The organism is Mycobacterium arosiense ATCC BAA-1401 = DSM 45069 (assembly GCF_002086125.1).
GTDB lineage: Bacteria > Actinomycetota > Actinomycetes > Mycobacteriales > Mycobacteriaceae > Mycobacterium > Mycobacterium arosiense.
The window spans coordinates 39,508-63,612 of sequence record NZ_MVHG01000015.1; the positions used below are offsets into that span (position 1 = coordinate 39,508).

At 68.2% G+C, this 24,105-nt stretch carries 24 protein-coding genes and 2 pseudogenes; 15 read left to right on the forward strand and 11 right to left on the reverse strand.

Features of this window, described 5'->3' with window-relative positions:
• Positions 1-9: 9 nt before the first annotated feature.
• Together BST14_RS09230 and BST14_RS31390 are read left to right on the forward strand one after the other, a co-directional pair.
• Positions 10-1,125: a glycoside hydrolase family 76 protein gene (locus BST14_RS09230; RefSeq protein WP_083064206.1), complete on the forward strand. Its 1,116-nt coding sequence runs from the start codon at positions 10-12 to the stop codon at positions 1,123-1,125.
• A 14-nt stretch (positions 1,126-1,139) separates the two neighbouring features.
• Positions 1,140-2,492, forward strand: a complete 1,353-nt coding sequence (locus BST14_RS31390) for a 3-oxoacid CoA-transferase (protein ID WP_083064207.1) — start codon at positions 1,140-1,142, stop codon at positions 2,490-2,492.
• 21 nt (positions 2,493-2,513) lie between these two features.
• On the opposite strand, the gene BST14_RS09240 is transcribed toward BST14_RS31390, so the two are convergent.
• On the reverse strand, positions 2,514-3,206 hold the full coding sequence (locus BST14_RS09240) for a DedA family protein (protein ID WP_083064208.1): 693 nt from the start codon (positions 3,204-3,206) through the stop codon (positions 2,514-2,516).
• 85 nt (positions 3,207-3,291) lie between these two features.
• On the opposite strand from BST14_RS09240, the pseudogene BST14_RS09245 reads away from it, so the two are divergent.
• A pseudogene (locus tag BST14_RS09245) lies at positions 3,292-3,843 on the forward strand (class II fructose-bisphosphate aldolase); the annotation flags it as partial.
• A gap of 8 nt (positions 3,844-3,851) precedes the next feature.
• On the opposite strand, the gene BST14_RS09250 reads toward BST14_RS09245, so the two are convergent.
• Entirely contained in the window at positions 3,852-4,724 is an 873-nt protein-coding gene (locus tag BST14_RS09250) for an Rv0361 family membrane protein (protein ID WP_083064209.1), read from the reverse strand.
• Positions 4,725-4,844: 120 nt separating this feature from the next.
• Here BST14_RS09250 and BST14_RS09255 point away from each other — a divergent pair, with 120 nt between their 5' ends.
• On the forward strand, positions 4,845-5,258 hold the full coding sequence (locus tag BST14_RS09255; protein ID WP_083064210.1) for a DUF3151 domain-containing protein: 414 nt from the start codon (positions 4,845-4,847) through the stop codon (positions 5,256-5,258).
• 15 nt (positions 5,259-5,273) lie between these two features.
• On the opposite strand, the gene BST14_RS09260 is transcribed toward BST14_RS09255, so the two are convergent.
• Genes BST14_RS09260 through BST14_RS09270 form a run of 3 tightly spaced genes read right to left on the reverse strand, consistent with a single transcriptional unit; the run spans position 5,274 to position 7,593 of the window.
• Positions 5,274-6,170 (reverse strand): cation diffusion facilitator family transporter, encoded by an 897-nt coding sequence (locus BST14_RS09260; protein ID WP_083064211.1) that lies wholly within the window; start codon positions 6,168-6,170, stop codon positions 5,274-5,276.
• Positions 6,171-6,210: 40 nt separating this feature from the next.
• Entirely contained in the window at positions 6,211-6,993 is a 783-nt protein-coding gene (locus BST14_RS09265) for a site-2 protease family protein (protein ID WP_083064212.1), read from the reverse strand.
• A 9-nt stretch (positions 6,994-7,002) separates the two neighbouring features.
• A complete protein-coding gene (locus BST14_RS09270) occupies positions 7,003-7,593 on the reverse strand; it encodes a peptidase M50 (protein ID WP_245845349.1) in 591 nt (196 codons plus the stop codon).
• A gap of 375 nt (positions 7,594-7,968) precedes the next feature.
• Between BST14_RS09270 and BST14_RS09275 the strand changes: the two genes are divergently transcribed.
• The 6 genes from BST14_RS09275 to BST14_RS09300 all read left to right on the forward strand — a co-directional run bounded on the left by BST14_RS09275 (position 7,969) and on the right by BST14_RS09300 (position 14,110).
• The gene (locus BST14_RS09275) at positions 7,969-8,910 is read left to right on the forward strand and encodes a histidine phosphatase family protein (RefSeq protein WP_083064213.1); all 942 of its coding nucleotides are present in this window, start codon (positions 7,969-7,971) and stop codon (positions 8,908-8,910) included.
• A 106-nt stretch (positions 8,911-9,016) separates the two neighbouring features.
• The gene (locus BST14_RS09280; protein WP_083064214.1) at positions 9,017-10,315 is read left to right on the forward strand and encodes an adenylosuccinate synthase; all 1,299 of its coding nucleotides are present in this window, start codon (positions 9,017-9,019) and stop codon (positions 10,313-10,315) included.
• Positions 10,312-10,959 carry a PaaI family thioesterase gene (locus tag BST14_RS09285; RefSeq protein WP_083064215.1) on the forward strand — a complete coding sequence of 216 codons (648 nt, stop codon included), beginning with the start codon at positions 10,312-10,314 and terminating at the stop codon, positions 10,957-10,959. Before BST14_RS09280 ends, BST14_RS09285 begins: the two co-directional genes overlap by 4 nt.
• 40 nt (positions 10,960-10,999) lie before the next feature.
• Positions 11,000-12,256: a formate-dependent phosphoribosylglycinamide formyltransferase gene (purT, locus tag BST14_RS09290; protein ID WP_083064216.1), complete on the forward strand. Its 1,257-nt coding sequence runs from the start codon at positions 11,000-11,002 to the stop codon at positions 12,254-12,256.
• 170 nt (positions 12,257-12,426) lie between these two features.
• Positions 12,427-12,867 carry a rhodanese-like domain-containing protein gene (locus BST14_RS09295; protein ID WP_083064217.1) on the forward strand — a complete coding sequence of 147 codons (441 nt, stop codon included), beginning with the start codon at positions 12,427-12,429 and terminating at the stop codon, positions 12,865-12,867.
• A gap of 7 nt (positions 12,868-12,874) precedes the next feature.
• On the forward strand, positions 12,875-14,110 hold the full coding sequence (locus BST14_RS09300; RefSeq protein ID WP_083064218.1) for an O-succinylhomoserine sulfhydrylase: 1,236 nt from the start codon (positions 12,875-12,877) through the stop codon (positions 14,108-14,110).
• A 7-nt stretch (positions 14,111-14,117) separates the two neighbouring features.
• Here the strand turns inward: BST14_RS09300 and BST14_RS09305 are convergent, their stop codons facing one another.
• Positions 14,118-15,497: an NAD(P)/FAD-dependent oxidoreductase gene (locus tag BST14_RS09305; RefSeq protein ID WP_083064219.1), complete on the reverse strand. Its 1,380-nt coding sequence runs from the start codon at positions 15,495-15,497 to the stop codon at positions 14,118-14,120.
• A gap of 342 nt (positions 15,498-15,839) precedes the next feature.
• Between BST14_RS09305 and BST14_RS30315 the strand changes: the two genes are divergently transcribed.
• Complete coding sequence (locus BST14_RS30315; protein ID WP_169926065.1) at positions 15,840-16,139, forward strand: hypothetical protein; 300 nt, start codon at positions 15,840-15,842, stop codon at positions 16,137-16,139.
• Positions 16,140-16,359: 220 nt separating this feature from the next.
• Here BST14_RS30315 and BST14_RS09310 read toward each other — a convergent pair.
• From BST14_RS09310 to BST14_RS09325, 4 genes and pseudogenes are all read right to left on the reverse strand, one after another.
• Positions 16,360-16,984, reverse strand: a pseudogene (locus BST14_RS09310) (hypothetical protein).
• Positions 16,981-17,652 carry a TetR/AcrR family transcriptional regulator gene (locus BST14_RS09315; RefSeq protein WP_083064220.1) on the reverse strand — a complete coding sequence of 224 codons (672 nt, stop codon included), beginning with the start codon at positions 17,650-17,652 and terminating at the stop codon, positions 16,981-16,983. The pseudogene BST14_RS09310 and the gene BST14_RS09315 overlap by 4 nt, the downstream one beginning before the upstream one ends.
• Positions 17,652-18,800 (reverse strand): acyl-CoA dehydrogenase family protein, encoded by a 1,149-nt coding sequence (locus BST14_RS09320; protein WP_083064221.1) that lies wholly within the window; start codon positions 18,798-18,800, stop codon positions 17,652-17,654. The genes BST14_RS09315 and BST14_RS09320 overlap by 1 nt, the downstream gene beginning before the upstream one ends.
• A gap of 10 nt (positions 18,801-18,810) precedes the next feature.
• Positions 18,811-19,995, reverse strand: coding sequence for an acyl-CoA dehydrogenase family protein (locus BST14_RS09325; protein ID WP_083064222.1), 1,185 nt, complete (start codon positions 19,993-19,995; stop codon positions 18,811-18,813).
• Positions 19,996-20,131: 136 nt separating this feature from the next.
• Between BST14_RS09325 and BST14_RS09330 the strand changes: the two genes are divergently transcribed.
• The 3 genes from BST14_RS09330 to BST14_RS09340 are packed head-to-tail and all read left to right on the forward strand — an operon-like array spanning position 20,132 to position 21,902.
• Entirely contained in the window at positions 20,132-20,503 is a 372-nt protein-coding gene (locus BST14_RS09330; RefSeq protein WP_083064223.1) for a DUF3054 domain-containing protein, read from the forward strand.
• Between the two features lie 7 nt (positions 20,504-20,510).
• Positions 20,511-21,392 carry a class I SAM-dependent methyltransferase gene (locus BST14_RS09335; RefSeq protein WP_083064224.1) on the forward strand — a complete coding sequence of 294 codons (882 nt, stop codon included), beginning with the start codon at positions 20,511-20,513 and terminating at the stop codon, positions 21,390-21,392.
• A 6-nt stretch (positions 21,393-21,398) separates the two neighbouring features.
• Positions 21,399-21,902, forward strand: a complete 504-nt coding sequence (locus BST14_RS09340; RefSeq protein WP_083064260.1) for a GNAT family N-acetyltransferase — start codon at positions 21,399-21,401, stop codon at positions 21,900-21,902.
• 150 nt (positions 21,903-22,052) lie between these two features.
• On the opposite strand, the gene BST14_RS09345 is transcribed toward BST14_RS09340, so the two are convergent.
• Positions 22,053-22,799 (reverse strand): MBL fold metallo-hydrolase, encoded by a 747-nt coding sequence (locus tag BST14_RS09345; protein ID WP_083064261.1) that lies wholly within the window; start codon positions 22,797-22,799, stop codon positions 22,053-22,055.
• 278 nt (positions 22,800-23,077) lie between these two features.
• On the opposite strand from BST14_RS09345, the gene fgd reads away from it, so the two are divergent.
• A complete protein-coding gene (gene fgd, locus BST14_RS09350) occupies positions 23,078-24,088 on the forward strand; it encodes a glucose-6-phosphate dehydrogenase (coenzyme-F420) (protein WP_083064225.1) in 1,011 nt (336 codons plus the stop codon).
• The last annotated feature ends 17 nt before the right edge of the window (positions 24,089-24,105 follow it).

Consider the following 24,105-nt stretch of genomic DNA (forward strand, 5'->3'; position numbering starts at 1 on the left):
TCGACAGGTATGGATCAGCTCTGGGTCAACCGCGCGGCCAGTAGCGAAGCCGCTGTCACGCAACGGCACCTGAAACGCCTCTGGGGGCTGCCCGCCACACAGCTCGGGGTGGTGGCCTGGCCGGCGACGCGGCGCGACCGCTGGTTCGGCACCTGGCACTACTGGTGGCAGGCCCATCTGCTGGACTGCCTGGTCGACGCCGAGGCGCGAGACCCGCAGCCGCACCGGCATACCGAGATCAACCGGCAGGTCCGCTCGCACCGGCTGCGTAACAACTTCTCGTGGATCAACAACTACTACGACGACATGGCCTGGCTGGCGCTGGCGCTCGAACGTGCCGACCGGATCGCGGGCGTACGGCGCCGGCGATCCCTGCCCAAGCTCGCCGACCAATTCGTCAAGGCCTGGGTGCCCGAGGACGGCGGCGGGATCCCGTGGCGCAAGTCCGACCAGTTCTTCAACGCCCCGGCCAACGGCCCGGCGGGGATCTTCCTCGCGCGCTACGGGGACCACCTGAAACGCGCTGAGCAGATGGCGGATTGGATCGACCAGACGTTGATCGACCCGGAGACGCACCTGGTGTTCGACGGCATCAAAGCCGGTTCGCTGGTGCGCGCGCAGTACACCTACTGCCAGGGCGTGGTGCTCGGACTGGAAACCGAGCTGGCCGCCCGCACCGCCGTCGAGGTCAGGCAGCGCCACGCCGCCCGGGTGCACCGGCTGGTGGCGGCGGTGGACGAACACATGGCGCCGGCGGGCGTGCTGGCCGGGGCCGGCGGCGGGGACGGCGGCCTGTTCGCCGGGGTGACCGCCCGCTACCTGGCGTTGGTGGCCACCGCGCTGCCGGGCGAGTCGGCCGATGACGTGCTGGCCCGCGACACCGCCCGGCGGATCGTGCTGGCCAGCGCGAAGTCGGCCTGGGACAACAGGCAGACGGTGGACGGACTGCCGGTGTTCGGCCCGTTCTGGGACCGCGACGCCCAGCTGCCCACGGCGAGCGGCAAGCAGGCGGAATTCGTCGAGGGCGCGGTGATGGCTTCCGAGGTCGCCGAACGAGACCTGTCGGTGCAGCTGTCGGGGTGGATGCTCATGGAGGCCGCCTGTAACGTCTCCGCCGAGTCGTAGAACAGGAGCACTCTGTGAGCAACAAGGTCTACCAGGACGCAGAGTCGGCTCTGCATGGCCTGCTGAAGGACGGCATCACCATCGCCGCGGGCGGCTTCGGGCTGTGCGGCATTCCGGAGAAGCTGATCCAGGCTCTGGTCGACAGCGGCATCAAGGACCTCACCATCGTCGGAAACAACGCCGGCGTAGACGGTTTCGGCATGGGACTGCTGCTCAAGGGGCGTCAGGTGAAGAAGGTGATCGCCTCCTATGTGGGCGAGAACAAGGAATTCGAGCGCCAGGTGCTGGCCGGTGAGCTGGACCTGGTGCTGACGCCGCAGGGCACGCTGGCGGAAAAGCTGCGCGCGGGCGGGGCGGGCATCCCCGGCTTCTACACCCGCACGGCGTTCGGCACCAACCTCGCCGAAGGCAAGGACACCAGGGTCTTCGACGGCACCGAATACGTTCTGGAAGAAGGCATTCGGGCCGACGTCGCGATTGTCAAGGCGTGGAAGGGCGACACCGCCGGCAATCTCGTCTACCGCAAGACGGCGCGCAACTTCAACCCGATGATCGCCACCTGCGGCGCGATCACGGTGGCCGAGGTCGAAGAGCTGGTCGAGATCGGCGAGCTGGATCCAGACCAGGTCCACACCCCCGGCATCTACGTGGACCGCATCATCGAGGGCGCCGGCTACGAGAAGCGCATCGAGTTCCGCACCACCAGCGGCGGCGCCGCACGCAAGAGCGACAGCCCCCTTCGCGAGCGGATGGCCCAGCGCGCCGCCCAGGAACTGCGCGACGGCTTCTACGTGAACCTGGGCATCGGCATTCCGACGTTGGTGGCCAACTTCATTCCCGACGGGATAAAGGTGACCCTGCAATCGGAGAACGGCCTGCTCGGCATCGGGGCCTACCCAAGCGAGGACACCGTCGACCCCGACCTGATCAACGCGGGCAAACAGACCATCACCAGCCTGCCCGGCTCGAGCTTTTTCTCCAGCGCCGATTCGTTCGCGATGATCCGCGGCGGCCACATCGACCTTTCCATCCTGGGCGCGCTCGAGGTCGCCGAAAACGGCGACCTGGCCAACTGGATGGTGCCGGGCAAGATGGTCAAAGGCCCGGGCGGCGCAATGGATTTGGTGTCGGGTGTCAAGCGCGTGATCGTGCTGATGGATCACACCGCCAAGGACGGCACCCCCAAGATCCTCAGCCAGTGCACGCTGCCGCTCACCGGCAAGAACGTGGTCGACATGATCATCACCAACCTGTGCGTCTTCGACGTCGAACCGGGACAGGGGCTGGTGCTCACCGAATTGCAGCCCGGCGTGACGGTCGACGACGTCCGCGCCAAGACGGGCTGCGACTTCAAAGTCGCCCTCTGACCCCGTGCCGGCGGTGGCCGGCTACTCGGCCGCCGGTAGCCGTTCGGGTTCCCGGTCCTCGGTGCTCGGCGCCTGCCGCCGTCGCCGATAGCCGCGCGCCGCGGCGATGAACGCCGGCGTCAGCGAGACGACCAGGATGGCCAGCAGAATCTTCTGCAGGTTGTGGTGCACGAACGGCACGTTGCCCAAGAAGTAGCCGGCCAGCGTCACGCCACCGCCCCAGAGGATGCCGCCGACGATGTCGAAACCCAAAAACACCGGGTAGCGCATATAGGACACCCCGGCGACCACCGGTGTGAAGGTCCGGATGAACGGCGCGAACCGGGCCAGGATGATCGCCCAGGGCCCGTACTTCTCGAAGAACGCGTGCGACTCGGTCACGTGGTGCTTCTTGAAAAACCGCGAGTCTTCCTTTTTGAACAGCGCCGGGCCGATGCGCCGGCCGATGAAATACCCGGTCTGGTCGCCCAGGATCGCCACGGTGGCCACGGCGGGAGCCAGCACCCAGATGCTGGCCGGCGGACTGGGGTGCGCGGCCAGCAGGCCGCCGGTGAACAGCAGCGACTCGCCCGGCAGCAGCGGAAACAGCAGCCCGGTCTCGACGAAGACGATGATCAGGATGCCGGGCAGCACCGCCGACCCGAAGACGCCGTTGGCGCCCAACCAATACATGGGGTCGAAGATGTCGGGCAGGGCCGTCACGGCGGTGCTCATGATCACTCAACATACCGGCTTCGGGGTGAGCCCTTGACCATCCTGGACGATACTGAGGGCACCCGGCCGCAGCAGAGGAGTCGCCATGCCCATCGCCACGCCCGAGGTCTACGCCGAGATGCTGGGACGCGCCAAGGACCATGCGTATGCCTTCCCGGCGATCAACTGCACGTCATCGGAGACGGTGAACGCGGCCCTTAAGGGCTTCGCCGACGCCGGCAGCGACGGGATCATCCAATTCTCTACCGGCGGTGCGGAATTCGCGTCGGGGCTGGGTGTCAAGGACATGGTCGCCGGTGCGGTGGCGCTGGCCGAGTTCACCCGTCGCATTGCCGACAGATACCCGATCAACGTTGCGCTGCACACCGACCACTGCCCCAAGGACAAGCTGGACACCTATGTCCGCCCGCTGCTGGCCATCTCGGCCGAACGGGTCGCGGCGGGCCGAGACCCGCTGTTCGGGTCCCACATGTGGGACGGCTCGGCCGTGCCGATCGACGAGAACCTGGTGATCGCGCGGGAACTGCTCAAGGAGGCCGCGGCCGCAAAGATCATCCTCGAGATCGAGATCGGCGTGGTGGGCGGCGAAGAGGACGGCGTCGTGGGCGAGATCAACGACAAGCTCTACACCACGCCGAGCCGGAGCTAGCCGCTGGCGGACTGGCAGATCTTCCACTGGTCGTCGCGGTACTGCAGATCCAGGCTGCGGGTGGAGCGCAGCTGCGGGTCATACGCCATGAACGTGGTGACGTTCGCCTCGGCGTGCTGGCCGTTGACCACGACCTGGTCGATGCTGGCGATCACCGGATACTGCTTGGCCGCCGACACCCGCCGGTAGGTCTCGTCCCACGCGTGCTCGTCGTAGTCGGCGTAGCCGTCGCGGGTGGTGCCGCAGGTGATGGTGCGCAGCGTGGTCAGGTCACCGCGCTGGATGGCGGTGTCGAAGTCGGCAATGGTGTGGCGAACCTGGTCTTCCTGCGAGACGCCGGCGTGCTTGCCGCGGGTGAGCAGCACCGTGCCCAGGATCGCGATCGCCACCAGCGCCAGCACGATCACCACCAGCGCCAGTATCCAGCCCCAGTTGAACTGCCGGGAGGTGCGCAGCTTACTGCCGAACCGGGGTGGAATCGATTGCGGGACTGCCGCTTTGGGTGGAGCGCCGAACTGCGCGGTGGCGTCGGACCCGGGCGGCGTCGCGAACGCCTCGGTGGCGGGTTCGGCGGTGGTGTTGATGATCGTGGTCTCTTTGGCGTCGAAACCGGGCGCGGTGAAGCGACGTTTGCGCTGCGGTCCACTCGGCATCTCTTGGGGGCCGCTCTGCGGGTCGGGCCTGTTGATCACCACGGTCTCGGTCTCGGAGTCGTTGGGGACCATGGGGACGCTCTCGGTGGCGTCTTCTCCGGTTTCGGAGCCGGACTCGGCCCCCCATTCGTCGCTCGATTCGGTGCGAGATTCGCGTGGGTCGAACCCAGGCCGTTTCGCCGCGCCGCCGCGGTCGGGTTCGGATGGGTTGGGCATGAGTACTACTGTCCTCCCGCTTCGTGGGGTAGTTGCAGAGCTTAGCGACCGAGTACCCGGCTCGCGGCGATGGCAGAGGTGCGTCACGGGGGCAAAGCGAGCGATCTGCAGAATAGAGCCATGACGCCGATGGGAGATCTTCTAGGGCCCGACCCCATTCTGCTGCCCGGAGATACCGATGCCGAAGCGGAGCTGCTTGCCGGTGAAAAGCCGGGCATCGTCGCCGCCGCGCATCCGACCGCATCGGTGGCCTGGGCGGCCCTGGCCGAGCAGGCGCTGGCCGACGACGAGGCCATCACCGCCTACGCCTACGCCCGCACCGGGTACCACCGCGGCCTGGACCAACTGCGCAGAAACGGCTGGAAGGGCTTCGGCCCGGTGCCCTATTCGCACGAACCCAACCGCGGCTTCCTGCGGTGTGTGGCGGCGCTGGCGCGCGCCGCCGACACCATCGGCGAAGCCGACGAGTACTCGCGCTGCCTAGAACTGCTCGACGATTGCGACCCGCAGGCGCGCGCGGCGCTGGGGCTCTGACGCCCTAAAGACGCCCTAAAAGCTGTCCGAACAATCGCTGTCGTCGGGGCAGTCGATCTGCACGGTGGCGTGCTCGAGCCCGCGTGCCGACAGCACCGCGCGCGCGTCGTGCAGCACCCGGGTGGAGTCGCCCGCGCTGATCAAATGTGCGGTGCACATGTCCTTGCCGGGGGACAGCGTCCACACGTGCAGGTCGTGCACGTCGATCACGCCGTCGACGGCCACGAGCGCGGCGCGCAGTTCCTCGACGTCGATGTTCCTCGGCGACGATTCGGAGAGGATCCGCAGCGCGTCGCGGGCCAGCGAGACGGCCCGGGGCAGCACCCACAACGCGACCAGGACGGCCACCACCACGTCGGCGTACGGCCAGTGCGTCGTTACCGTCACCACGCCGGCGATCAGCACGCCCAGGCTGCCCACGGTGTCGGCGACGACCTCCATGTAGGCGCCCCTGACGGCCAGGCTGCCCGACGAGTGCGAACGCAACAACAGCGCGACGACGAAGTTGGCGGCCAGCCCGGCCAGCGCGACCACGATCATCGGCACGCCGGGGACGGCGGGAGCCTCGCTGAGCCGCCGGATGGCCTCGTAGAGGATGAACAGCGCGATGCCGACCAGCAGCGCCGCGTTGGCGACGGCGGTGAACACCTCGGCGCGATGCCAGCCGTAGGTGCGGGCGGGCGACGAGCTGCCGCGGCGGGCCAGCGTGACGGCGGCCAGCCCCATGAACACGGCGACGACGTCGGTCAGCATGTGGCCGGCGTCGGCCAGCAGCGCGATCGAGTTGATCAGCAACGAGGTGGCCAGCTCCACCACGAAGAACGCCGTCAGCATCGCTGCGGCCATGATCATGCGCGGAATCAGCGCAGCGTCGTCCGTGTCGGCGGGGGTGTGGTTGTGGCCTGCGCCCATGGCCGGAAATATATGCACATTAACGCATATATGGCAAGGGTCAGAACCAGCGGCCCCAGAACCGGGCCAGCGCGTTGCCCCAGCCCACCAGCACGCCCGGCACACCGGACAGGTCGAACAGTGACAGCACGAGCCCGAAGAACCACTGGTTGAGCACCGGGGCCAGCAGCAAGAACAGCAGGATGACGAAACCCCACTGCCTGGCCGGCGCCAGCGCGCGCTGGGTCTCGCGGCTCAGGTGCGGTTCCAGAGCGTCGTATCCGTCCAGGCCCGGGATGGGCAGCAGGTTGAGCAGCACGGCGGTGAGCTGAAGAAACGCAAGGAAGGCCACCCCGGACCACAACACCACGTGCGGCGGGTCGAAGAACAATCGCGTCACGATCAGCAGCAGCACCGCCAGGGCGAGGTTGGCCGCCGGGCCCGCGAGGCTGACCAGCGTGCGCCGGGCGGGCGTCATGAACCAGGTCCGCACGTAGACCGCCGCGCCGGGCAGGCCGATCCCGCCCAGCACGATGATCACCATCGGCAGCACCAGCGACAGCGCCGGATGACTGTAGCGGCGCGGATCCAGCGTCAGATACCCGCGCACGGCGGCGTCGTGGTCGCCGAACCGCCACGCCGTCACCGCGTGCCCGAATTCGTGCAGGCACAGCGACACCAGCCAGCCGGCGATCACAAAGATGAAGACCCCGGCGTAGGCCAGTGGCCGCGGGCTGGCGCCGGCCGACCAGGCCAGCGCGCCGCCGCCGGCGGTCAAGCCGAGCAGGCCCAAAAAGATCGGGCTGGGCCGTAGCGATTCGTGCTGGGAGGCAGGGAAGCTCACCGATCGAAACTAGCGGACCAGTAGCCAGCCTTCGATGTGGCGGTAGAAGGCCGACCGCCGCGCGGTGCGGGGCGCGGGGACACCGTCGCGCAGCACGGCGACGCCCGTGCTGCCCAGCTGGGCCGCGCGGCCGGTGACCCAGCTGCGCCACAGCCGGCGGAGCCCGCGGCCGTCGACCGTCGCCCGCAGCCCCGGCATCGCCGGCGTCGGCTCGATCCGCACCCCGGCGACGTCGCCGTCGAACAGCGTCGTGTCGTCGACCACCGCCTCGCCATGGATGGACCGTGCGTCATCCGGCGGCACCCAGGCGGCCCGGCCGACGATCACCGCTCCGGTCTCGTCGCGGATCAGCGGCACCCGCCGCGCCGAACCACGCCCGGCCCGCCGCGCCGCCCGGCTCCCGGCCGGCAGGCGATAGATCCGGGTTGCCCGGGTGCGCCGGCGCGGCACGTAGGCCACCTCGATGTCGAGTCGCTCGGCCCGCAGCAGCCGGGTCAGCACCGCGGCCAGCTCGGCGTCGTCGCCCAGCACGACCAACCGCCGATACGGGCCGATGGCGGCGTCGATGTCGGCTTCGCTGACGACGCGGTGGGCGCGCATGCCCTGCAACGGTCGGTAGTTGGGCCGCTGGTTGAACACAAGGACCGCGACGGCTCGATCTCCTTGTGTCACAGTCCGTCCAATCAAGCAGTGTCCAATGTCGTTGTCTGCCAACATCTCCGGCCAGATACGCTCCGCGACGCCGAAACAGCTCGCCATAACGACACGGTCACAACATGGTGTCGACTACGAAAGTTGTTGCAACGCTGCCGGTAAACAACCGGATACTTTACTCCTGCCACAGGGCCGACGTTGCGCGGAATCCCGCCACGAGTGGTTAACGGAACGGAGAACTACCATTCGCCGATTTACCGTCGTCTTGTCAACCGCGCGAATTGGATCGGTCGCGGCGGCTGCCGGCCCTACCCGCTTCCGGTGCTGACCAGGCAGCTCTGCCGCATCGGCGCTGGGTGGCTTTCGATTGTGCTGCTGTGCAGTGGATCTGGGACAGCCTCGGCCGACGAATCGATCGTGATCGACTTGGTGCGGCACGGCCAGTCGACAGCCAATGCGGCGGCCCTGATCGACACGGCGCCGCCCGGAACGTCACTCACCGCGCTCGGTCAGCAACAGGCTCAGACCGTCGCCGGCGTCCTCGCGGCCAACGGCCCGGTCGCCGCCATCTTCGCGTCGCAGTTGATCAGGACGCAGCAGACCGCGGCGCCGCTGGCTTCCGCGCTGGGCATGAATGTGCAGGCGTTGTCGGGGCTCAACGAGATCGACGCCGGCGCCTTCAACGGCCAGCCGCAGGTCAGCCTCGCCGGGCTCGCCTACCTGCTGGCCCCGGTCGCGTGGCTGCTCGGGTTGCGGATCGTGCCGATGCTGGCGCCCGGATCCACCGACTCCAACGGTTTCGAGTTCCGCAGGCGTTTCAACGGCGCGCTCCAAACCGTGTACGGGAATGCCGCGGCCAACGCGGGTGGCTTCAATGGCGTGCTCCAGACGATGTACGCGGGTGCGGTCGCCAACCCGGTCCCCGCCGCCAACGGCAGGATCACCGAGGTCGCGTTCTCCAGCGAATTCGCCATCGGCGTCGGCACGATGATGAGCGTCAAGAACCCCGATCCGTTGCTCCTGCTTTTCGATCCGCTGCCCAACACGGGCATCGTCGTAATTCAGGGCAGCCCCCACGACGGATGGACGCTGGTCAGCTGGAACGGCAAACCGGTGCACCCGGGTTGGTCGGCGGCGAGGAACGGTCGTGGCGCCAACGGCCTGTGCCTGATGTTGGATGCGTCGACCAGGACCGGCGTGTGCGCGACCAAACCGCCCGCGTCGGCAAGTGCTCCGGTCGCGGCGTCTCCTGGCTTAAGCTGATTTGCCCGGCTCCACAGCCGGCCACCGGCGACCCGCGCGGTCGCCAGGCTAGGGTGGGTCACCGGCTGGACCACAATACGCAGGCGAGATCAGGTGGGAGCGTGTCATGCCGGCAATCGTCCTCATCGGCGCCCAGTGGGGCGACGAGGGCAAAGGGAAGGCCACCGATTTGCTCGGTGGGCGAGTGCAGTGGGTGGTGCGCTACCAGGGCGGCAACAACGCCGGGCACACCGTCGTCTTGCCCACCGGCGAGAATTTCGCGCTGCACCTGATCCCGTCGGGGGTGCTGACGCCCGGCGTCACCAACGTCATCGGCAACGGTGTGGTGGTCGACCCCGGCGTCCTGCTGGACGAGCTCAAGGGCCTCGAAGACCGCGGCGTCGACACCTCCAAACTGCTGATCTCCGCCGACGCGCACCTGCTGCTGCCCTATCACGTGGCCATCGACAAGGTCACCGAGCGCTACATGGGCAACAAGAAGATCGGCACCACCGGCCGCGGCATCGGTCCCTGCTATCAGGACAAGATCGCCCGCATCGGCATCCGCGTCGCCGACGTGCTCGACCGCGAGGTGCTGACGCACAAGGTCGAAGCCGCGCTGGAGCTGAAAAACCAGATCCTGGTCAAGATCTACAACCGCAAGGCGCTCGACCCGCATCAGGTGGTCGAGGCCCTGCTGGAGCAGGCCGAGGGTTTTCAGCACCGCATCGCCGACACCCGGCTGCTGCTCAACACCGCACTGGAGTCGGGCGAAGCCGTCCTGCTGGAAGGCTCGCAGGGCACCCTGCTCGACGTCGACCACGGCACCTATCCCTATGTGACGTCGTCGAATCCGACGGCCGGCGGCGCCGCCGTGGGGTCGGGCATCGGCCCCACCCGGATCACGGCCGTGCTGGGCATCCTCAAGGCCTACACCACGCGGGTGGGTTCGGGCCCGTTCCCCACCGAACTGTTCGACGAGAACGGCGAATACCTGTCGAAGACGGGCGGCGAATTCGGCGTCACCACCGGCCGACGCCGGCGCTGCGGCTGGTTCGACGCCGTCATCGCCCGCTACGCCACCCGGGTCAACGGCATCACCGACTTCTTCCTGACCAAGCTCGACGTGCTGTCCAGCCTGGAAACGGTTCCGGTGTGCGTGGGCTATGAGATCGACGGGGCGCGGATCCACGAGATGCCCATGATGCAAAGCGACCTGGCGCGCGCCGAACCCATCTACGAAGAGCTGCCCGGCTGGTGGGAGGACATCTCGCACGCGCGGGAATTCGACGACCTGCCGGCCAAGGCGCGTGACTACGTGCTGCGGCTGGAAGAGCTTGCCGGAGCGCACATTTCATGCATCGGCGTGGGCCCCGGGCGCGAACAGACGATCGTGCGCCGCGACGTGCTGGCAGCCCGCCCGTGACGGATGCCGCCCAGGATCCCAAAGATCTCGACCCCGAATACGAACACCACGGCGGCTTCCCCGAATACGGGGTGGCCAGCCCGGGCCCGGGCTTCGGGCGGTTCGTCGCGGCCATGCGGCGCTTGCAGGACCTCGCGGTGTCGGCCGACCCCGACGACGACGTGTGGGACGACGCGGCCGAACGTGTCACGGCCCTGACCGAGCTGCTGAGTCCGTTTTTGGCCGCCGTGGAAGGGCGGGCGCCCGCGGGGCGCACACCCGACCTGCCCGGCATGGGCAGCCTGCTGTTGCCGCCGTGGACGTTGACGCGATACGAGCCCGACGGCTGCGAGATGCAGGGCCGCTTCACCCGGTTTCACGTCGGGGGCAACTATGCGGTGCACGGCGGCGTGCTGCCGCTGTTGTTCGACCACATGTTTGGGATGGTCTCCCACGCCTCGAACCGCCCGATCAGCCGGACGGCGTTTTTGCACGTGGACTACCGCAAGATCACCCCGATCGACGCGCCGCTGGTGGTGCGCGGGCGGGTCACCAGCACCGAGGGGCGCAAGGCGTTCGTGTCCGCCGAATTGGTCGACGCCGACGGCGCGGTGCTGGCCGAGGCCAACGGCTTGATGGTGCAGTTACTCCCAGGTCAGCCCTGACGCGGCGGTGCACCGCAGGAACCGCACCTATCCTTGAGCCGTGACTGACGGCGTGACCGACGGACGGGACGACGAAACGACGGCGCTCGTCGTGCCCCAGCAAGTCCCGGCACGCGCCGAAGCCCCGTCCGCGGCCCCCGCCGACGGTAGGCCCACGGTGGTGTTGCTCGGTGCCGGCGAGATCGGCCGGGAGCTGGCGATCGACCTGGGGCGCCTCGGGGCCCGGGTGATCGCCGTCGACGCGGTCCCGGACGCGCCCGCGCACGGTGTGGCCGATCAGGCGCTGGTGCTGCCGCTGGGCGACGCCGCCGAGCTGTCCGCGGCGCTGCAACGGCTGCGACCCGACTTCGTGGTGACCGCGACCAACACCCTCGCGGTCGAGGCCCTGGACCAACTCGGCACCGGATCCGGTGGCGACCACACCGTGCTGGTGCCCAGCGCTCGCGCCGTGCGGCTCAGCACCGACCGCGAGGGCCTGCGCCGGTTGGCCGCCGACGAGCTGGGGCTGCCCACCGCGCCGTTCTGGTTCGTCGGGTCACTGGGCGAACTCGAGGCGGTGGGTGCGCACGCCGGATATCCGCTGTTGGTCAAGCCGGTGGCCGGGCAGACGGGGTTGGGACAGTCGGTGGCGGCGCGCCGCGAGGACCTCGGGCCGGCCTGGCAACGGGTGGTGAGCGGTCATGCCGGCCCCGGCCAGCCGCGGGTGCTGGCCGAAAGCGTGGTTGAGGTGGAGTTCTACGTGACGCTGCTGGCGGTGCGCAGCGAAGGCCCGGCGGGCCCGGCCATCGCATTCTGTTCGCCCATCGGTCACCGCGGCTCCCGGGGGCAGGTGCTGGAATCCTGGCAACCGCAGAAGTTGAGCGCGGCGGCGACGGACGCCGCCCGGTCGATCGCCGCGCGGATCGTCAAGGCGCTGGGCGGCCGCGGCGTCTTCGCGGTCGAATTGATGATCAACGGCGACGAGGTGTACTTCGTCGACGTCACCGCGCACCCGACCGACAGTTCCTGGGTGACGCTGCGCAGCCAGCGCCTGTCCGCGTTCGAACTGCAGGCCCGCACCGTCTTGGGTCTGCCGGTGGACACCATGATGGTGTCGCCGGCCGCCACCCGCGCGATCGAGCCGGTCGACTCCCATGATCCCGCCGCGCTGGGCGGCGCGCTGAGCGTGCCCGAAAGCGACCTGCGCGTCCTCGCGCGCGGTTACCGGGCCCTGGCCACCGCACCGGAGGTGGCGGTCGCACGCGAGCGCGCCGGCCAGGTCGCCGGCCGGCTGGCGGCGCCGCGGTCACCCGCCTGAGCCAAGCCGTGATGCGGCGCGAATGCACCGCCGCCAGCCGGGTACGGCGAGAGCCTCGATACCATCTCAGGTCAGTAATCGCTGCGGGTCGGGGGAATCCGGCCGGGGCTTGCCATCCCGGGCGCGGATAGTGTGGCTGAAGGACGCGTACGAAAACGAGGAAAACGAGCATGAGCACAGAACGCGCACACTCCTACGCGGGCGACATCGCGCCCCTGGATGCATGGAAGCTGCTCAGCGACAACCCCAACGCCGTGCTGGTCGACGTGCGGACCGACGCCGAATGGCGATTCGTCGGTGTGCCCGATCTGTCCAGCCTCGGCCGCGAGGTGTTGTTCCTGGAGTGGAATTCCTCCGATGGACGGCGCAACGAGAATTTCGCCGAGCAACTGCGTGAGCAGGTTGCGCCGCCGCAGGGCGACGCGGAACGTCCGGTGCTGTTCCTGTGTCGCTCGGGAAACCGTTCCATCGGCGCCGCCGAGGTGGCCACTGAGCTGGGCATCACACCGGCCTACAACATCCTGGACGGCTTCGAGGGCCAGCTCGACGCCAACGGTCACCGGGGCGAAACCGGTTGGCGGGCGATCGGATTGCCTTGGAAACAGGGCTGAAACGGCGATGACCCCGGCCGACGACGAATCTGTTCGCACACCCGCGGCGCTGCCCGAGGGTGTCAGCCAGGCGACCATCGGCGTGCGCGGCGGGCTGTTGCGCTCGGGCTTCGACGAGACCGCCGAGGCGATGTATCTGACGTCGGGCTATGTCTACGAGTCGGCGGTGGCGGCGGAGCGGTCGTTCGCCGGCGAGGTGGATCGCTTCGTCTATTCGCGCTACGGCAACCCGACCGTTACGATGTTCGAGGAGCGGCTGCGCCTGTTGGAAGGGGCGCCGGCGGCCTTCGCCACCGCCAGCGGCATGGCGGCGGTGTTCACCTCGCTGGGCGCGTTGCTGGGGGCGGGGGACCGGCTGGTCGCATCGCGCAGCCTGTTCGGTTCCTGTTTCGTGGTGTGCAACGAGATCCTGCCGCGGTGGGGAGTCGAAACCGTCTTCGTCGACGGTGACGACCTGGCGCAGTGGGAGCAGGCCTTGTCGGTGCCCACCACGGCGGTGTTCTTCGAGACGCCGTCGAACCCGATGCAGTCACTGGTGGATATCGCCGCGGTGTGCGAGCTCGCCCACGCCGCGGGTGCAAAGGTGGTGTTGGACAACGTTTTTGCTACACCGCTTCTGCAGCAGGGCCTTCCGCTCGGCGTCGACGTGGTGGTGTATTCCGGCACCAAGCACATCGATGGTCAGGGCCGGGTGCTCGGCGGGGCCATTCTGGGGGACAAGGAGTACATCGACGGCCCGGTGCAGAAGCTGATGCGGCACACCGGTCCCGCGATGAGCGCGTTCAATGCCTGGGTGTTGGTGAAAGGCCTTGAGACGCTGGCGGTCCGGGTGGAACACAGCAATTCGTCGGCGTTGCGGATCGCCGAATTCCTGGAAGGCCACCCGGCCGTGAGTTGGGTGCGCTACCCGTATCTGTCCTCGCACCCGCAATACGACTTGGCCAAGCGCCAGATGTCCGGCGGGGGAACGGTGATCACCTTCGCGCTCAACCTGCCGGACAGCTCAACAAACTCAGCCAAGCAGCGTGCCTTCGAGGTGCTGGACAAAATGCGGCTGATCGACATCTCGAACAACCTCGGTGACGCCAAATCCCTTGTGACGCATCCCGCGACCACCACGCACCGGGCGATGGGCCCGGAGGGTCGCGCGGCGATCGGGCTGGGTGACGACGTGGTGCGTATCTCCGTTGGGCTGGAAGGCACCGACGATTTGATCGCCGACATCGACCGGGCGCTGAGCTGATCGGGAGCTAACCGGCCCGTTTCTCGGCGGAGTCGACACGCTCGGCCGCCGCCAGCGTCCCGTCCTGCGCCCGGCGCTCCAGCCAATCCACCACCGGCCGGGCGTAGATCATCTGGCTGGTGATGGCCATCTGGCCGCGGGTGCGGCCGAGGAACGAGATGCCCCAGGCGAACATGGCGGCGATGCGGTTGCGGTGGCCGATCAGGTAGTACAGGTGCAGCAGCAGCCACGCCAGCCAGGCGATGAACCCGGCGAATTCCACCTTGCCGACCTGAGCGACGGCGCTGTAGCGCGAGATCAGCGCCATGCTGCCCTTGTTGACGTACCTGAACGGCTTGCGTTCGGCCGGGTCGTCGTCGCCCTTGACCGCGTGCTTGATGACGGTGGCCGCGTATTTGGCGCCCTGGATCGCGCCCTGCGCCATGCCGGGGACGCCGGGCACCGACATCAGGTCGCCGACGACGAAGACGTACGGGTGTCCCTTGACGGTGAGGTCGGGTTCGACGACCACCCGTCCGGCGCGGTCGGTTTCGGTTCCGTCGGACTGCTCGGCGATCATCGCGCCCAGCGCGCTGGCCTGCACCCCGGCCGCCCACACCTTGCACGCGCACTCGATGCGGCGCTCGCCGCCGTCCTGCTCCTTGATCGTGATGCCCATGTAGTCGACCGCGGTCACCATCGCGTTCAGCTGAACCTCGACCCCCATCTTCTCCAGCCGACGTTGCGCCTTAAGGCCGAGTTTCGGCCCCATCGGCGGCAGCACCGCGGACGCCGCGTCCAGCAGTATGACGCGGCATTCGCTGGGGGTGATGGTCCGAAACGCCCCGGCCAGGGTGCGCTCGGCGAGCTGGACGATCTCGCCCGCCAATTCGACACCGGTGGGTCCGGCCCCGACCACCACGAAGGTCAGGCGGCGTTTGCGCTCGGCCGGATCGGTGGCCACCTCGGCGGCCTCGAAGGCGCCGAGGATGCGGCCGCGCAACTCCAGCGCGTCGTCGATGCTCTTCATGCCGGGGGCGAAGGCGGCGTACTCGTCGTGGCCGAAGTAGGACTGCTGCGCGCCGGCGGCCACGATCAGGCTGTCGTAGGGCGTCACCGTGTCCATGCCCATCAGGTGGGATTTGACCGTCTTTGCGGTGAGGTCGATGGCCGAGACGTCTCCCCACAGCACCCGGACGTTTCGCTGGCGCCGCAGGATGAGCCGGGTGGTCGGCGCGATGTCGCCCTCGGAGAGGATTCCGGTGGCCACCTGATACAGCAGCGGCTGAAAGACGTGCGTGGTCGTTTTCGAGATCACGGTGATGTCGACGTCGGCGCGCTTGAGCGCCTTGGCCGCGGACAGCCCGCCGAAGCCGCTTCCGATGATGACGACACGATGGCGCGACATGCCTGTCCCTTCTGCGTGGGCCTGGGTGCCGATCTTCCCAGCGCATGTCCACCGTACGACGCCACCCCGCAGAAAGGCGAGCATCCGAAGGGACGGGAGCGCCCCGCGCGGCGACCACACCCGAGCGGCGGCGCCACGGCCCCAAACCCATTGCCGGGGGCTGGTTCTCGAGAAGCCATGTAGGCCGACGCTCGTCAAAGCGCCGCGCAGTTACCCGAAATGCCCTGCGTGGTAGAGGATCCCGGTTGGAGTCGCACCGAGTCGACGGCCCGTGTCGCGGCTCCGGCCGGTCACCTGTTGGTCTTCGCTGCGCGAAGTCTCATGTGACCCGAAAATAAATCGGTGATTCCGCAATCCTCGTTTGGTTTCGTGCGCTTCTATGGTCCGACGATGGTCAAACCGCTGCTTCCGGGATCGATGGTTACCGGAAACGTGCAAGCCGACGCCATCGGTGCTGCGAAAGCGAGGACCACGGCGACGACAATTTTGCTGGTACGACGTGACATTAGAACCCTCTTTTGTGTGGGAGACGATTGTCTGATGCCCGACGGGGAAAGTTTACGCGGTCAACCGCTCGTGGCTAAGGGATTTCGTGAATATTGGTCAAACGGATGGTTCACGCTCACGGGTGGTCGCGGCTGATATGGAATTGCAGCAAAATCACCCGCCGGGGGGAAATGGAAATATCCTGCGTCGCTATCCCGGCAAAGCTGAATTGGGGCGCTATTAAACCGCTGCTCGACGGTGGTATGCGCACACTGGATATGAATTCAAAGGGCCCGAACCGGCGGTGTCCGAGTCGCGACGAAACCGCCAAGCAGCCAATCGATTTCACCGCCGGTCGGCGGCACCCGCGGTCGGCCTAGAACGGCCACGCGTTGGCGTCGGTCTTGTACTTGCCGTTGAGGTCGCTGCAGAAGTCGGCGGCGGTGCCGGCGAGCAGGACGTAATACGTCTCGCCACGGCGGCTTTCGTACGAGGTAGGGGTGGTCCAGCCGTTGTTGCACATGGTGGCTTCGCCACCGGCCGCCGACTTGCGCCAATTGGTTTTGGCGCAGGCGATCAGTCCGTCGACGTTGGGTGTGGTGCTCTTGGCCGCGACCAACATCGCGCCTCCCCACTGCCCGTCGTTGCGGCGGTAGGCGCGCGCCGAATCCGGCGTTGTTGGTTTGACAGGTCAACGCGCGGCGCAGCAGCGAGAAGGGGCCCGCCAGCTGCTGGCTGCCGGTCCCGGCCGCGGCGTTGATGAACTGCGCCGCGTCCGAGCCGTCCACCTCCTGGACGACGTTTGGCTTGCCAAAGCTGAAGAGCTGCTGGGAGATTCCCTGCCCGGCCGTAGAGCCGCCCCCGATGATCGGCCCGCTGCCGCTGGACGTCATCGCGGGCAGGGCGGCGACGGGGTCGGCGCCCGCCGCGGGCATGCCGGCGGCGGCGCCCAGGGCCAGCATCGCGATCGCGCTGCGAATCCGGCGCGGGGTGAGTCTCATGACCTTGATTTCAGCACGTGTGCGTAGTCGGCGCGGCGGTCGTCGGCGATCAATCCGGTCAGCAGGTGGTGCGTCTGCAGCGCGATGTACTGATCGATGCTGTAGTTCGTCCCGAAGTGCCAGTGCTTGAGCGCCCAGCCGTGGGCGAGCAGCATGATGTCGAACACGGTGAGGTCGACGTCGACGCCGCGGAAGACGCCCCCGGCGATGCCGGCCTCGATCACCGCGCGCAGCGGTGCGGCGGTGGCGATTTCGAGGTCCTTGATCTGGGCGCGACCGGGCGCCCCGAGCGTGCGGCTCTCCCGGTAGGTCAACACCACGCCGTCGAGGTTGGCGTCGACGATCTCGATATAGCGGCGCACGCCCGCGGTCAGCTGGTCGACGACGTCGTCGCCGGCAGCCGCGATGACCGGTGCCAACTGATCGCGGAACACGTCCAAAATGCGCACGATCGTCGCGAGCAGCAGGTCCTCCTTGCCGCCGAAGTACTTGTAGATCAGGCCGACGGAAACCTTGGCCTCGCTCGCCAGGTCCTGCATGGACATCTGGTGAAAACCGTTGCGGCCCATGACCTTGACCGCGGCGTCGAGCACCTGGCGGCGCCGCGAGTCGGCCCGGGCCGCACGCACGGCCTCTTCGACCGGAAGCTCGCTGTAATCGACGGCCATCAGATGCCCAGGTCCTTGGCGATGATCGCCTTCATGATCTCGTTGGTGCCGCCATAGATGGTTTGGATGCGGGCGTCGACGAAGGCGCGCGCCACGCCGTATTCGCGCATGTAGCCATACCCGCCGTGCAACTGCAGGCAGCGGTCGGCGGTGCGCACCTGCAGGTCGGTGGTCCACCACTTCAGCCGCGCGGCGCGCGCGGCGGTCAACTCGCCCGCCAGGTGCTCGGCCAGGCAGTCGTCGAGATAGGTGCGGGCAATGTCGATTTCGGTGGCCAGTTCGGCGAGCACGAATTGGCTGTTCTGGAAGCCGGCGATCGGTGACCCGAACGCCGTGCGGTAACGCACGTAGTCCAGGGTCTCGGCGAGGATGCCCTCCGCGGCGGCCACCGCCCCCACCCCCAGCGCGAGCCGCTCCTGGGGCAGGTTTTTCATCAACTGATAAAAGCCCTTGCCCTCTTCTTCGAGCAGGTTCGCCTTCGGCACCCGCATATCGGTGAAGGCGAGCTCGCTGGTGTCCTGGGCGTGCAGACCGATCTTCTCCAGGTTGCGGCCGCGGGAGAAGCCCGGTGTGGCGGGGTCGACGACCAGCAGCGACAGCCCGTGATGGCGGTCCGGCGAGGTGCGCACCGCGACGACGAACAGGTCGCCGATCTGTCCGTTGGAGATGAATGTCTTGGCGCCGTTGACGACGTAGTCGTCCCCGTCCGGCACCGCCGTCGTGCGGATCCCGGCCAGATCGCTGCCGGTGCCGGGCTCGGTCATCGCGATGGCGAGCACCGTCTCGCCGGTGACCACGCCGGGCAGCCAGCGCCGTTGCTGTTCCGGGGTGGTCAGGTCGGTGAGGTAGGGCAGCACCACGTCGTTTTGCAGCGTGAAGGCGATGGCTTCGGCGGCCGCACCCGCCCGCTGCAGCTCGTCGATGACGATCGCGTTGTAGCGGAAGTCGGCCACGCCCGGGCCGCCCAGCCGCTCGGGCACCGAAAAGCCCAGCAGTCCCAGCTTTCCGGCTTCGATGAACAGCGAGCGATCCCACTGGCCGTCCCGTTCCCACTTTTCGTGATTGGGTACGACCGTCCGCTGCACGAAATCACGTACCAATTCCCGGAATTGGTGATGCTCGGACGTGTACTCCAGTCGTGTGGCCATCGGTCTGGTGTCAGCGGAAGGCGTCGCTGCCGGTGAACGCCTGGCCGAGGACGAGCTGGTGCATCTCCGGTGTGCCCTCGTACGTCAGCACCGATTCCAGGTTCACCATGTGCCGGATGACGGGGTATTCCAGCGATATTCCGTTGCCGCCCAATATGGTTCGTGCGGTCCGGCAGATCTTGATCGCCTCGCGGGTGTTGTTGAGCTTGCCGAAGCTGACCTGCTCGGGTCGCAGCCCGGCGCTGTCCTTGAGGCGGCCGAGGTGCAGCGAGAGCAGCTGGCCCTTGTGCAGCTCGACGGCCATGTCGACGAGCTTGGCCTGGGTCAGCTGGAAGCCGGCGATGGGGCGGCCGAACTGGGTGCGCTGCGTGGCGTAATCCAATGCGGCCTGCCACGCCGAGCGCGCGGCTCCCATCGAGCCCCAGACGATTCCGTAGCGGGCCTCGGACAGACAGGACAGCGGCCCGCGCAGCCCCTTGGCCTCGGGCAGCATCGCCTCGGCGGGCACCCGCACGTCGTCGAGCACCAGCTCGCTGGTGATGGAGGCCCGCAGCGAGAGCTTGTGATGAATCGTGTTGGCGGAGAACCCCGGTGTCTTGGTGGGCACGATGAAGCCGCGGATGCCGTCGTCGGTGGCGGCCCACACGACGGCGACGTCGGCCACCGAGCCGTTGGTGATCCACAGCTTGCGGCCGTTGAGCACCCAGTCCGAACCATCTTTGCGGGCCCGAGTTTTCATGGCGGCGGGATCGGAGCCGACGTCGGGTTCGGTCAGTCCGAAGCAGCCGAGCAGCTCGCCGGTGGCCATGCCGGGCAGCCATTGTTGTTTCTGCTCCTCGGATCCGAAATTCCAGATCGCGAACATGGCCAGCGAACCCTGCACCGAGACCATCGACCGAAGGCCGGAGTCGGCGGCCTCGAGCTCCACGCACGCCAGTCCGTAGTGCACGGCCGAGGCGCCGCCGCAGCCGTACCCATTCAGGTGCATGCCCAGCAGGCCGAGCTGACCGAACCCCTTGGCCAGTTCGCGCACCGGCAGGTCGCCGATCTCGAACCACTCCGCCACGTGCGGCAGGACGTTCTCGGCGCAGAATTGCCTGACGGTGTCGCGCACCGCGAGCTCGTCGCTGGATAGCGAGGCGTCGAGGCCGAGCGGGTCGTCGGGGTCGAAGGCGGGTGGCGTCTGGGTGCTCATGTGATCAGCCTGCCACCGCCGGGCCGACGGTTACCACCGAAGGGCCGCCGTAGTGAATGCCTATTCATCGCTGACGAATCTAGGTTCACCGCGGCTGCGCGGTCAAGATCGGGCGGCGTCCCGGTAGTCTCGCTGCATGCTTGGGCGCAAGCGGCCGGCCTGGCTCGCGGTGGACGTCATCGCCGTGCTGGTGTTCTGCGCCGTGGGGCGCCGCAGCCACGACGAGGGCCTCAACATCACCGGCGTCGCCATGACGGCGTGGCCGTTTCTCACCGGCACCGTCGTCGGGTGGGTCGTCTCCCGCGCGTGGCGGCGGCCGACGGCGGTGGCGCCGACCGGGGTCAGCGTGTGGCTGTGCACCGTGGTCGTCGGCATGCTGCTGCGCAAGGCGACGTCCGCGGGCGTGGCGGCAAGTTTCGTAATGGTGGCCACGACGGTCACCGCGGTGTTGTTGCTGGGCTGGCGAGTGGCCGCCGCGGTGTCCCTGCGGCGCCGCTCCGGCGTCTGAGCCGACCATGGCGCAGACGGTTGACCTGGCCGTGACCGCGGCCTTCGGCGCGGCCGCGCGGGCGGTGGCCACGCACCGGGGCCTGCTGAACGATCCGTTCGCCGAGCCGCTGTTGTGCGCCGCCGGGATCGACTACCTCACCCGCGCGATCAAGGACCACGTGTTCGCGGCCGACGAGGGCGACGACCCGGCCGTGACGGCGCTGATGGACGCGTTGGCGGCGCACACGCGGTTCGTGGATGAATTCCTGGCCGACGCCGGCCGGGCGGGAATCCGCCAGGTGGTGATCCTGGCGTCGGGTTCGGACACCCGGCCGTACCGGCTGTGGTGGCCCAGGGGCACCACGGTCTATGAGGTCGATCGGCCACAGGTGCTCGACTTCAAAGCCGAGGTGCTGCGCAAGCTGGACGCCGAATTGGCCACCCACCGGTGCGCGGTCGGCACTGAGCTGAGCCGGGATTGGCCGGCGGCGCTGCGCCGGGTCGGGTTCGACGCCGCCCAGCCCACGGTCTGGGTCGCCGAGCAGTTGCTCGTCGGCTACTTGGCGCCCGACGAGCAGAATCGACTGCTCGACGCCGTGACCGCCTCGAGCGCTCCCGGCAGCCGGTTCACGGCCGACCACATGCCCACCTGGAATCCGTTGCAGCTCGGGGCCGAGCGCGCTTTCGTCGACGGCTGGCGGCGGCGCGGCCTGGACCTCGACCTGGCCAGCCTGACCCATCCCGGCGAATACCATTATTTGCCAGAGTATTTGGCGAACCAGGGCTGGAAAACGGCCGGGCGCGACATCACCGAACTGTTGGGTGCGATAGGCCTAGACAAGCGGCGACGGACGGGCCCCGGCGACTCCGAGTTCGTCCCGGAATACCTCACCGCGACCCGCGTTTGAGCCTTGGTGATGCCGGAGTCAACCACGCCCCACGGCCAACTGCGGTTCGTGTCGGTCACTTACGACGACCCGCTGGCGCAACCGCTGCTGGCCGAACTGGCCGTCGAGTATGCGCAACGGTACGGCGGCACACCGAGCGCCCACCTGGCCTGGCTGCCCGTGCCCGAGGCCGAGTTGGCGCCGCCGGACGGCGGACTGCTGATCGGCGTCGTGGACGGGGTGCCGGTGACCGGCGGTGCGTTTCGCCGCTACGACGCCGAGACCGCCGAGCTGAAGCGGATTTGGACCGACGGCGCGCACCGGCGCCGCGGCTACGCCAGGGCGCTGCTGGCTGCGCTGGAGGCCGAAACCCTGGCGCGGGGGTATCGGCGGCTCTACCTGATCACCGGCAACCGGCAGCCCGAGGCCGAGGCGCTCTATGACGCGACGGGATACACCCGGACAACACCGGATCCGCTGCCTAACTGGGGCCCGTTCATTCCGATCGCCTTCGAGAAGTGGCTGAGTTAGGCGTTTGCTGCTGGCTTCGCCTTCACCAGTGTGAATCGTCGGCTTTCGGTGTGAATTCTTGGTGGCGACACGCCGACAACAGCCGCCGTAGGTTCACGCTGAAGACCAAGGATTCTCGCTCAAACCCGTGAATTCGCAGTCGGTTTCGCCTTACTGGGCAAGCGCGACTGCCCGCGCCGTCGCTTCCCGGATCGGGCCGCGCCACACGTCGCCGTGGCCGGGCAACAGGACCTCGGTGTCCAGCAGGGCCAGTGCGTCCAGGCTGCGCAGCGAGTTCTGCTGGCTGTGGCTGAACACCGCGGGCAGCAGCTGCGGCCCACCCCGGCACAGCAGTGGGTGCCCGGTGATCAGCGCGTCGCCGCTGACCAGCGCCCCGTCCACCACGTACGAGCAGTGCCCGCTGGTGTGCCCGGGGGTGAACACCGGCCTCGGGTGACCCGGCAGCGCGGCGGCCACCTCGGCGGTCAGCGGCCGGGTGGCGGGAATGCCGTCGCGGATCAAGCCGCCGCTGCGCAGCACGTGCAGGCCCCACGCCGCCCACCGTGGCCGCCAAATGCGCAGGGCCACATCGAAAACCGATGCCTGTTGCAGGTACTCCCGCTTGGCGTGGCCCACCTCCTCGGCGTGGCAGTACACGGCGGTGCCGTATTCGCTGGCGAGCCAGATCGCCGAGCCCAGGTGGTCGATGTGTGCGTGCGTGAGCAGGACGGCGCGCACGTCGCCGGGGCCGTAGCTGAGCTCCCGCAGCGACGACAGCACGGCCTCGCGGTCGCCGGGATATCCGGCGTCGATCATCAGCACGCCGGTGCCGTCGACGACCAGCGTCCAGTTAACGGCCTCTCCCTGGGCGAGGTACACCGTATCGGTCACTTGAACCAGAGCTGGTGCCGATCCCATGCCCGCGAGTGTAGGGCGCGGCGGGTCGCGACCCTTGGCGCAGGAGCGATCGCAAGCGCGGCGTAGCCGGGCGCGGCGGGTCGCGACCCTTGGCGCAGGAGCGATCGCAAGCGCGGCGTAGCCGGGCGCGGCGGGTCGCGACCCTTGGCGCAGGAGCGATCGCAAGCGCGGCGTAGCCGGGCGCGGCGGGTCGCGACCCTTGGCGCAGGAGCGATCGCAAGCGCGGCGTAGCCGGGCGCGGCGGGTCGCGACCCTTGGCGCAGGAGTAGAAAGAACGAGTGGCTGAACTGAAACTCGGATACAAAGCTTCCGCTGAACAATTTGCACCGCGCGAGCTCGTCGAACTCGCTGTCGCCGCCGAGGGGCACGGCATGGACAGCGCAACCGTCAGTGACCACTTCCAGCCGTGGCGGCACGAGGGTGGGCACGCGCCGTTCTCGCTGGCCTGGATGACCGCCGTCGGCGAGCGCACCAAGAGGCTGGTGCTGGGCACCTCGGTGCTGACCCCGACCTTCCGGTACAACCCCGCCGTCATCGCGCAGGCGTTCGCCACGATGGGGTGCCTGTACCCGGATCGCATTTTCCTCGGCGTCGGCACCGGCGAGTCGCTCAACGAGATCGCCACCGGATACGAGGGCGAGTGGCCGGAGTTCAAGGAACGCTATGCCCGGCTGCGCGAATCGGTGCGGCTGATGCGCGAACTGTGGCTGGGCGACCGCGTCGACTTCGAGGGCGAGTATTACCACACCAAGGGCGCCTCCATCTATGACGTGCCCGAGGGCGGCATCCCGATCTACATCGCCGCGGGCGGTCCGCAGGTGGCCAAGTACGCGGGCCGCGCCGGCGACGGGTTCATCTGCACCTCGGGCAAGGGCGAGGAGCTGTATAAGGACAAGCTGATGCCCGCCATGAGGGAGGGCGCGGAGGCGGCCGGCAAGAACCCCGACGACGTCGACCGGATGATCGAAATCAAGATCTCCTACGACACCGACCCGGACAAGGCGCTGGAGAACACCCGGTTCTGGGCGCCGCTGTCGCTGACGGCCGAACAGAAGACCGGCATTCACGACCCGCTGGAAATGGAGAAGGCCGCCGACGAGCTGCCCATCGAGCAGGTCGCCAAGCGCTGGATCGTGGCTTCGGATCCCGACGAGGCGGTCGAAAAGGTGGGCCAGTACGTGAAATGGGGCCTGAACCACCTGGTGTTCCACGCACCCGGCCATGACCAGCGCCGGTTCCTCGAGCTCTTCGAGAAGGACCTGGCGCCGCGGCTGCGGCGACTGGCCTGAGGGGCCTTTGCCCCGGT